Raw genomic sequence first — 8,002 nt, 5'->3', positions numbered from 1 at the left:
TATATATATATATATATATATATCGTCATGTCGTTAAATATTTTATCTCTCGTTGGAGAGCTAACGAGATATTATAAATTATTTGAAGAACCGAGAAACTATGATAATTTAAAGCGCGTCGCGGAATTTATAGAAAAAGACTCGGCGGGCAGAAAAATAAAAATAGAAAATAATTTTAGCGGAATACAAAACCGTCAATTTGAAGATACATTTTCAATATATTTACCCGAATATGAAATAAAAATTTCCGAAGAACCCGAAATAATCTATTCAATAAGAGATAATTTAACGGCGATTAATTTTGGAAAAGAAAGAAGCGATAGAGATATGCAATATTTATATGATAATAATGCAATCGAACTCACAAATATTGGCGGATATACGATATTTAAATTTCCCGAAACGATAAACAAAAAAGAGTAAAAAATTAAAGCTTTATATATTTTAAATAACATTGAAAAAGGATGGATAATTATGACAAACAACTTAAAAACTTATTTCAAAAACAAAACAAATTTAATCTTGTTTTCGATTTTTATAATAGCGATTATATTGTCTTTATTTTTGAATATTTATACTCTGCCGAAAAGACATATACATAACGACCAAGTGATTGCAACTTACGATATGCTCAAACATTATGAAAGCGGAAAATTGCCGACAACGGGACCGAGATTTATAGGAACTACGGCAATAGCTGGCTATGAAAACACGGCGAGACTTCCCGGCGGAGCTTTTTACATAATAATGACTTTATTTTATAAAATATCGGGCGAAAATTTGGATACAGCCCGAGCAATTAATATGATATTTTCTTTATTTATTATTTTTCTTTTTGTATTTTGGATTTATAAGAAATTCGGATTTTTCATGTCGGTTATAGCTTATGTTTTTATATTTTTTAACGGATACACTTTAAAAGCCACCACCGATTTTTGGAATCCGAGTTTGGTATTAATTTTAAGTTTTATTCTTTATATTCTTCTTTACAAATATATAGCGGGATATAACGATAAAAATAAAAAACTTTCCGCAATATTTTTATTTCCAATACTCGCCGTTATGGGACAATCGCATTTTGCAACCTTCTTTTCTATGACGCCGACTTTAATAGTTTATTTGATAATAAGATTTAAGAATACCAAAAAATATTTATTATATTGGGCTTTGGGAATATTTATATCGTTTTTATTATATTTGCCATATTTAATAACGGAAATTCAAAATAATTTTAATAATACGATTATGATATTAAGCACAAGAGATAGTTTAAATAAATTTCCATTTCCTCAAATATATGCGATTTTATTTTACCCGACAAATGAAATGTCCACATATTTTGGAAGCAGATTAAATTCTATTTTGCATTTTTGGCTGAGCGAACCTCCTTATATTTATGGTTTAATATTTTTATTCGTTTCGGTAATATTTTCTTTATTTTGTTTTATAAAAGCGATTATTTTGTTAATAAAGAAAAATTATATAGACGAAAAAGAAAAGAGCTTAAGCGAAATGTTTTTTATTTTATTATTGTCAATTCCTGTGACGATATTGTCTTTTATTATATTCAAATCTAAATCGGGAACTTTTTGGTATCTATATTCTTTGTTTGCGTTATCGTTTACACCAATATTTTTATTTTTCTATAGAATACAAAATAAAATAATTAATAATATTAGACTTTCTTCATATATATATCGTTCTTTTGTTAAATATTTTCGCTATGACTGGAGAATTATTCAGATATGTGAATATGTTTGAATATTCGAGAGATTATAAAGTATTAAATGAAATTGCCAAAGTTATAAAGGAAGACGCAAAAGATAATTCAATTTGGATTACTTTTTTATACGAGCCAAAAGACACTTATAACGATATAATCGAAGTATATTTTCCGCAATACGAAATAAAAATTTCTCAAAACCCAGATATAAGATATATAATAAAAGATATAACTTACGAATGGAATTTAAGCAAAGAAAGAAACGCAAAAGACATGGAATATATAAAAGAAAACGGAGGAAAAGAAATCGCAAATATCGGCGCTATTGTTTTATATAGGTTGGAATAATTTTTAATTTTTAATAGCGATAATAATGCAAATAAAAAAGAGCTATTATATTAATAATAACTCTCTTTTAATATAAGAAGCTTAAATTAATTAATATCTCGTTTCATAAGGCAAAAGCGCAATATTTCTCGCCCTCTTTATTGCCTTTGTCACCATTCTTTGATGCTTTGCGCAAGTTCCGTTTAGTCGTTTTGGAACAATTTTTCCGCTTTCCTTGACATATCTTTTCAAAAGTTTCATATCTTTATAATCCACAATATCTATATCGTTCTTGCAGAAAAAACAAACTTTCTTTTTGAAATATCTTCTTCTTGGATTATTTTGAAAATTAATATCCTTTTCGTCAAAATTTCTATCTCTATAATAATGCCTTCTTCCGCCTCTGTATCTTTCCTCTTCTCCGCTATTTTCCGAATTGTTTTCAAAATTTTCGCTAATATCGGAATCTTGAACATCATTATTTTCTAAATTATTTTCAACGCTTTCATTTTCTTTATTTTCTAAATCGTTATTTTCTAATTCCATAATTTTTATTCTCCTAAATTTTATATTAAAAAATTAACTAATCAAAACGGCACTTCGTCATCGTCCGAAAAACCGCCCAAATCCACATCGACTCCGCTTTGAGCCGTTGGAGTATAAGTGGCGTCCATATTATTAACGCCGCCTCCCGCAGAACCAAGCATTTGCATCGATTGCATTATTATTCTAACTTTGGACCTTGGAGCGTTAGTGTCTTTATCCTGCCATCTATCCTGCCTCAAAGTTCCGCTAATTGCAACTTGTTTTCCTTTGGTAAGATATTTTGCAACCGTTTCCGCCATTTTCCCGAAAGCAACAATATCAAAATAATTTACTTCGGTAGAATTTTTACTGCTCATATAATAATTATTCGCTATTGAAAATTCGACTACCGCGCTTCCGCTCGGCAAATATTTTGACTCTGGGTCCTTCGTAAGCCTTCCTATCAACATTACATTATTTAAATCTGTAGCCATAGGATTCCTCTTCTTCGTTATTAGAATGATAACTATTGTATTCTCTATTGCGTTGTTCTCTTAACTCCGCTCTTCTTTTTCTTCTCGCCGCTTTCTTGCTGTCTTTTTTCTCAACGATTTCGTCAAGTCGAACGATTATAAATCTTAATATGCTGAGTTCATAACGCAATTCTTTTTCGATAGCCGCTAAACTTTTTCCATCGCATCTAAAATGGTAATAATAATATTTACCTTGATTTACTTTGCGAATCGGATAGCTTAAAGTGTAGACGCCGTAATCGGATTCGTCAAATATTTCGGCATTGTAATTGTGAAAAATCGCCTTAATATGCTCTTTCGCTTTTTGGTGCAGAGAATCGTTTATCTCTGTCACAAATAGAATCTCATATTCTTTCATTTTTTAACTCCTTGGACAAAGCCTATTTAATTTTAATTATTAATAATAAATTTTAATAATCATTAAATAAGCGAAGTAATTTTTTATTGTAGATATTGTATATTATTTAAATAAAAAGTCAAATTTATTAATATCTTCTTTTATTATAATTATCTCGTCTGTTTTTCTTATCTCTATTATCCCTTCTGTTATTATTTTCTTCTTCCGTATAATCGTCTGGTTTTTCAAGTAAAGCCTTTCTGCTTAAAGAATATTTGCCACCTCTGCTTTCTATAATTTTTACTTTAACCGTATCGCCTATTTTAAGAATCTCTTCCACATTCATAACTCTTTTATAAGCCAATTCCGAAATATGGCAAAGTCCTTCAACTCCCGGCAATATTTCCACAAAAGCTCCGAATTCTTTAATATCTTTAACCGTTCCCTCGTATATCTCTCCGACTTCTGGGTCCTTAACATAAGAATTAATCAAATTTATAGTTTTTTCCAAAGTAGGACTGTCTGGAGCAAATATATTTACGACTCCGCTGTCTTGTATTTCGACATCGCTTCCCGTTTCATCGATTATGGATTTAATATTTTTTCCGCCAGGTCCGATTAAAATTCTAATTTTTTCAGGATTAATTCCAATCATTTTGAATTTAGGAGCAAAATCGGATATTTCGGCTGGATTCGATATTGTGGCGTCAATTTTATCCAAAATAAAGAATCTCGCTTTTTTAGCCTGTTCCAAAGCCTCTTTTAATATTTGAGTAGATATTCCCGTAAGTTTTATATCCAACTGAAAAGCGGTTATTCCTTTTCGAGTTCCCGCAACTTTAAAATCCATATCTCCCAAATGGTCTTCCACGCCTTGAATATCGGTTAATATTTTATAGCCGTCTTTATATGTGGCAAGTCCCATAGCGATTCCCGCAACGCTCGAATTGAGAGGAACGCCCGCAGATAGTAGAGACATTGTGGACGCGCAAATCGTAGCCATAGAAGAAGAACCGTTACTTTCCAGTATTTCGGCGACTACTCTTATCGTATATGGGAATTTATCTTTTGAAGGCAAAACGGCGTTAAATGAACGTTCGGCTAAATTTCCATGTCCGATTTCTCTTCTGCCCGGCGCTCCGTATCTTCCGACTTCTCCAACCGAAAAAGGCGGAAAATTATAATGAAGCATAAAAGTTTTATTTTCTTTTCCGTAAATATCGTCCATTAATTGAGAATCTTTTTCGCTTCCCAAAGTGACTATCGATAAACATTGAGTTTGTCCGCGTGTGAATAAACCCGAACCATGAACTCTCGGAATCAAATTAACCATAGTGTCAATCGGTCTTATTTCATCCAAAGCTCTTCCGTCTGGGCGCATTCCTTTTTCGACTATCGCTTCTCTGACAATTTCCTCTTCTATAGAATGACAAATTCCTTTAACTTGAGCGATTAATTTTTCGTCTTCCGTTTTTGTTTTAATATATTCTTCTATTTCTTTAAAAGCGTTGTCCATGCTTTCGTTTCGTTTTGTTTTATCGGGATTATAATTCGCTTCGGTTATTTTTTCTCTTCCGTATTCATTAACCATATCAACCAAATCTTTATCAAACTCGAATAATTCCTGTTCTATCTTTTGAGTTCCGCAAAGATTAGCCATTTCGTTTTGAATGTCAATATATTTTTGCATTTCTTTATGAGCAAGTTCTATAGCGCCAATGAAAACTTCTTCGGAAACTTCTCTCGCTTCGCCTTCTATCATTAGAATCGCGTCTTTGCTTCCAGCTACAATAATATCCAAATCGCTTTTTAGAAGTTCGCTATTTTTAGGATTTATAATATATTCTCCGTTAATATATCCTATTCTAACCGCCGCAATTGGTCCTCCGAAAGGTATCCAAGAAATAGTAAGCGCCGCACTTGAAGCTATTAAAGCCAAAGCGTCCGTAGGCATTTCAGAATCGACTGAAAGAACCGTTGGAATTACTTGCACTTCGTTTCTAAAACCTTCTGGAAATAAAGGTCTTAAAGGTCTGTCTATTATTCGAGATATTAATATTTCTTTATCTCTCGGTTTGCCTTCTCTTTTCAAAAATCCGCCGGGAATTTTTCCTCCCGCGTAATATTTTTCGTTATAATTTACCGTTAGAGGGAAAAAATCCGATTCCAAATTCGGTTCTTTAGCAGCGACAACCGTAGCCAATATTGTGGTATTTCCAAGTCTTAAAGTTACCGCGCCATGAGCTTGTTTTGCTAAAAGCCCCGTTTCTAATATCAATTCTTCTCCGCAAAATGAACTTTTTACCGTTACCATTATAGTCTACTCCTTTTAAACATTTATACGATTAAAATAAATCACACAAAATACCAAAACGATTAAATAAAATTTTAATATTGAAACGATACTAAAAATTATTTTCTTAATTTCAATTTTTGTATAAGATTTTTATAAGCTTCTATATCGACTTTTCTTAAATAGTTAAGAAGTTTCCTTCTTTTAGCAACCATTTTTAGAAGCCCCATTCTCGAATGATTATCTTTCGTATGGGTTTGAAAATGACCTTTCAAATAGGTTATTCGATTCGTCAAAAGCGCTATTTGAACTTCCACCGAACCCGTGTCCTTTTCGTTTTTCCCAAACTCTTTGATTATTTTTAATTTTTCTTCCGCCGTTATAGACATTTTTTCTCCTTTCTAAAAAATTCTCTGACTTTGTATTCGTCTTTTTTTAGCAGTAATTTTACTTCTTCTATAGAATTAACTTTTATATTATCTCTTACATATTTAAGAAGCATAACGGTTAATTTTTTACCGTATATCATTTTTGAAAAATCAAGTATATGACTTTCCACTCTAAGCTCTTTATTAATATTGCTTATTCCAATAAAAGTAAGCGCCTTATAAAGTTTATCGCCGTTTCCGATTTTTACAAGCGAACTATAAACTCCCATTTTAGGAATGAAAATATTATTCGGAATTTCCAAATTCGCCGTTGGGTATCCAATCTTTCTTCCCAAAGCGTTTCCATGAACTATTATTCCGCTAATCGTATATTTTCTTCCGAGCATTTTATTAGCGTCTTTTATTTTACCGTTTGAAAGACAATCTCTTATAGATGAACTCGATATTCGATTTTTTTTATAATTAAGAAATTTAATTATACTCACTCCGATACCGCATTCTTTTGAATATTTATCCAAAAATTCTCTATTACCTTCTCGGTTTCTGCCAAAAGCAAAATCGAAACCTACGGCTATATGCTTCATACGATAATACTCTATCAATTTATTAAAGAACTCTTTAGCTTCCATTGTATAAAATTCTGGCAAAAAGTCAATAACTATTATATAGTCAATTCCCAATTCTTTTATAAAATTTGTGTTTTCTTCTATATTATAAATCGACACATTTCTTTTTTTTATCAAAATCGCTATTGAAATAAGATTATTTTTTTTAGCGTAATTAACCGTATATTTTAAAAGTTTTTGATGTCCTTTATGAACGCCGTCAAATTTCCCTATCGTGACAACGGTTTCTTTTTTCAAATCTATATGACAAAATTCGTTAATAACTTTACTCATTTTATTTTTTATTCCAAACCGTCCAATTGCTATTTAAATGTCCTCTTAAAAATAAAAGAAAGCATAATCGTAAATACGGCTACAAAATATATGAAAGCCGTTATATTCCAAAAAGTTAAATTGCTCATAAGTCCGTTTGCGATTGTAAAAATAATTTGCAACATACAATATATAAGAAAACCGCTTAATATATTATGATATACATATTTTTTTGAAGAAAAAGCCGAACCGAGCATATAAAGAGAAAAAAGTATAATAAAAAACTGACTGTATAAAATCAATATCACATAAATATGCGGATTGTCCACTATAAAAGACCTTAGCGATAAATTTAAAAATGGAATCAAATTAAATCCGAAAACGATATTTTTTGAAATGTCGGATAAATAACCAAATATAGACTCTCTCTTTATTTCAACGGAATTTTTATTTTCTAATGTAGTTCCGTTAATCTCTTTGACATCGAACATAGATATTACTTCGTTTGAAACATATATATAATCGGCGAAATATACTTTATTGCCCGCGTATGTGTCTATGAGTATTCCGTTTTTATATCCGTTATCCAGTAATTTATTATTTGCCTTTACTATATATTCGTCAACTTTAGTAAATGTTTTTTCGTTTATATCCAAAAAAGTATTTTCGTTTTTTAAATATTCAATATCATGTTTGCTAATCAAAACATAAATCGGATAAGAGATTATAATAAGCGATAGAATTCCGATAGTTAAAGCGATTGCAAGATATCCTCTCAATTTATTTAAAGTTCCAACAAAGATTATTGAAATTATTGAAGAAACGACAAAAATATAATACAAATAATTTTTAATGAATCTAACGACTAAATTTATATTGAAATCTTTAAGCAAAACATTCACATCGACTATTTTAAATAAATAGATGCAAAAAAATATTGCAAAAAATATAATAAAAATTTTAAATAAATTAAATAAATTTCTAAACAGTTTCATAT

Annotated in this window: 10 protein-coding genes; 3 read left to right on the top strand and 7 right to left on the bottom strand. The window is 30.4% G+C overall.

Annotation, left to right across the window (positions count from 1 at the left end; genetic code table 11):
- The 3 genes from ACR0QS_RS08655 to ACR0QS_RS08645 form a co-directional block, all read left to right on the top strand.
- A partial coding sequence (locus ACR0QS_RS08655; protein WP_432633040.1) for a hypothetical protein occupies positions 1 to 423 on the top strand: 423 nt, incomplete at its 5' end.
- Between the two features lie 51 nt (positions 424 to 474).
- Positions 475 to 1,761, top strand: coding sequence for a hypothetical protein (locus ACR0QS_RS08650; protein ID WP_432633039.1), 1,287 nt, complete (start codon positions 475 to 477; stop codon positions 1,759 to 1,761).
- Positions 1,724 to 2,071: a hypothetical protein gene (locus ACR0QS_RS08645; RefSeq protein ID WP_432633038.1), complete on the top strand. Its 348-nt coding sequence runs from the start codon at positions 1,724 to 1,726 to the stop codon at positions 2,069 to 2,071. The genes ACR0QS_RS08650 and ACR0QS_RS08645 overlap by 38 nt, the downstream gene beginning before the upstream one ends.
- 90 nt (positions 2,072 to 2,161) lie before the next feature.
- On the opposite strand, the gene rpsR is transcribed toward ACR0QS_RS08645, so the two are convergent.
- From rpsR to ACR0QS_RS08610, 7 genes are all read right to left on the bottom strand, one after another.
- Positions 2,162 to 2,596: a 30S ribosomal protein S18 gene (gene rpsR, locus ACR0QS_RS08640; RefSeq protein WP_432633037.1), complete on the bottom strand. Its 435-nt coding sequence runs from the start codon at positions 2,594 to 2,596 to the stop codon at positions 2,162 to 2,164.
- A 41-nt stretch (positions 2,597 to 2,637) separates the two neighbouring features.
- The gene (gene ssb / locus ACR0QS_RS08635; protein ID WP_432633036.1) at positions 2,638 to 3,069 is read right to left on the bottom strand and encodes a single-stranded DNA-binding protein; all 432 of its coding nucleotides are present in this window, start codon (positions 3,067 to 3,069) and stop codon (positions 2,638 to 2,640) included.
- Positions 3,050 to 3,466: a 30S ribosomal protein S6 gene (rpsF, locus tag ACR0QS_RS08630; RefSeq protein WP_432633035.1), complete on the bottom strand. Its 417-nt coding sequence runs from the start codon at positions 3,464 to 3,466 to the stop codon at positions 3,050 to 3,052. The genes ssb and rpsF overlap by 20 nt, the downstream gene beginning before the upstream one ends.
- A gap of 127 nt (positions 3,467 to 3,593) precedes the next feature.
- On the bottom strand, positions 3,594 to 5,759 hold the full coding sequence (pnp, locus tag ACR0QS_RS08625) for a polyribonucleotide nucleotidyltransferase (RefSeq protein WP_432633034.1): 2,166 nt from the start codon (positions 5,757 to 5,759) through the stop codon (positions 3,594 to 3,596).
- A gap of 98 nt (positions 5,760 to 5,857) precedes the next feature.
- The gene (rpsO, locus tag ACR0QS_RS08620) at positions 5,858 to 6,127 is read right to left on the bottom strand and encodes a 30S ribosomal protein S15 (RefSeq protein ID WP_432633033.1); all 270 of its coding nucleotides are present in this window, start codon (positions 6,125 to 6,127) and stop codon (positions 5,858 to 5,860) included.
- Positions 6,118 to 7,026, bottom strand: a complete 909-nt coding sequence (locus ACR0QS_RS08615) for a bifunctional riboflavin kinase/FAD synthetase (RefSeq protein WP_432633032.1) — start codon at positions 7,024 to 7,026, stop codon at positions 6,118 to 6,120. The genes rpsO and ACR0QS_RS08615 overlap by 10 nt, the downstream gene beginning before the upstream one ends.
- 29 nt (positions 7,027 to 7,055) lie before the next feature.
- Positions 7,056 to 8,002: hypothetical protein (locus ACR0QS_RS08610; protein WP_432633031.1), on the bottom strand; the 947-nt coding region annotated here is incomplete at its 5' end.

The sequence above is a fragment of the Brachyspira sp. genome (assembly GCF_050873525.1).
In the GTDB taxonomy this organism is placed as follows: Bacteria; Spirochaetota; Brachyspiria; order Brachyspirales; family Brachyspiraceae; genus Brachyspira.
The sequence above is the reverse complement of the archived record's forward strand: the minus strand, read 5'-3'. Positions and strand labels throughout refer to the sequence as shown.

Bases quoted from the DNA above. Each gene is read 5' to 3' on its own strand.
- ACR0QS_RS08650 (WP_432633039.1), top strand. From the start codon at position 475: ATGACAAACAACTTAAAAACTTATTTCAAAAACAAAACAAATTTAATC.
- ACR0QS_RS08645 (WP_432633038.1), top strand. From the start codon at position 1,724: ATGACTGGAGAATTATTCAGATATGTGAATATGTTTGAATATTCGAGA.
- rpsR (WP_432633037.1), bottom strand. From the start codon at position 2,596: ATGGAATTAGAAAATAACGATTTAGAAAATAAAGAAAATGAAAGCGTT.
- ssb (WP_432633036.1), bottom strand. From the start codon at position 3,069: ATGGCTACAGATTTAAATAATGTAATGTTGATAGGAAGGCTTACGAAG.
- rpsF (WP_432633035.1), bottom strand. From the start codon at position 3,466: ATGAAAGAATATGAGATTCTATTTGTGACAGAGATAAACGATTCTCTG.
- pnp (WP_432633034.1), bottom strand. From the start codon at position 5,759: ATGGTAACGGTAAAAAGTTCATTTTGCGGAGAAGAATTGATATTAGAA.
- rpsO (WP_432633033.1), bottom strand. From the start codon at position 6,127: ATGTCTATAACGGCGGAAGAAAAATTAAAAATAATCAAAGAGTTTGGG.
- ACR0QS_RS08615 (WP_432633032.1), bottom strand. From the start codon at position 7,026: ATGAGTAAAGTTATTAACGAATTTTGTCATATAGATTTGAAAAAAGAA.